The sequence below is a fragment of the Variovorax glucosi genome (assembly GCF_051216695.1).
Classification (GTDB): Bacteria; Pseudomonadota; Gammaproteobacteria; order Burkholderiales; family Burkholderiaceae_C; genus Variovorax.
Genome location: NZ_JBPJZE010000437.1, coordinates 1 through 1,016, shown reverse-complemented (window position 1 = coordinate 1,016; position 1,016 = coordinate 1). Strand labels below are relative to the sequence as shown.

Annotated in this window: 1 protein-coding gene; it reads left to right on the top strand. The window is 64.3% G+C overall.

Annotation, left to right across the window (positions count from 1 at the left end):
• On the top strand, positions 1-849 hold an 849-nt coding region (locus tag ACSFA3_RS26315), incomplete at its 5' end, for a hypothetical protein (RefSeq protein ID WP_435508233.1).
• Between the last annotated feature and the right edge of the window lie 167 nt (positions 850-1,016).

Sequence of the window (1,016 nt, the reverse complement as noted above, 5' to 3'; positions counted from 1 at the left end):
GGGCCGAGCACGGCTGTTCGCATGATCGGCATCGGCGCCTCGGGCCGACTCTTTGTTCAGCAGTTTCACACCCAGATCGATGCACCACCGCACACGCCGCTGGCGGACCTTCTGACGCAGGCGCCGCACTATATCGAAATCGACAAGGGCGAAGTCGACACCCTGGTCGAGCGGGTCGATCTCAAGGACACGTGCATCCTGTGCCTGGCCTACGGCTTCGACGCCGCTCCCGCGGAGATCGAAGCGGCCATGCTTTTGATCTGGCGCATGTGGGGCCAGGATGCTCATGTCATCGGTGTTGTGCTCAGAGCCCACAACCATCCACCGCCAGAGAGCGAGTCGATGCTCGGCATCCTCTGCGAGTCGATCGATGCGCGCGTCGATATTGCGAGCCCAAGCGAACCCGCCGAATTGGCACCTTTGCAATGGTTCTATGTGGCACTACAGCGCTCGGTGCTGGAGGGCCTGTCGGTTCTGGAGGCCGCCTGGGACCACTCGGATGTCGTTGAAACCTTGGACTTCGGCCAGGTGCAGTTGGAACTCTTCACGCAGCCGCTGGACGAGCCCGCGCAGCTGGATGCGGCGATGGTGGAGGTTCTGGAGGCGTTCAGGCACCGCGGGGTCTGGCTGGAGCAGGCGCTGGGCGCGGTCCTGGTGCTGTGGGTGCCTTCGGAGTACCAACTCACTGTGCGGGTGGTGCGCGGGTTGGGGCGCAGCCTGGGCGAAGCGCTGGGGGCAGGCGCGATGCACTTGACCATCCGGCTGCGCAGCCGGCCGGTCGTGGGGGATCGGACGGCGTATCTGACGGTGGTGGTGAGTACGCCGCGCGCACACACGCGCCGGCAGTAGGCCACGCCGCCTAACGGCCACGGGCAACCCGTGGCATCTCCAGACAACGCCCGCCAATGCGGGCGTTGCTCTTTCTCAAGAACCCCAAACATCAACTCAAAGCGAGCAGCACCATGAAGAAGGTTCGCATCGATTCGTCAAAGAGCACGTCCGTCGCGCGCAAGTCT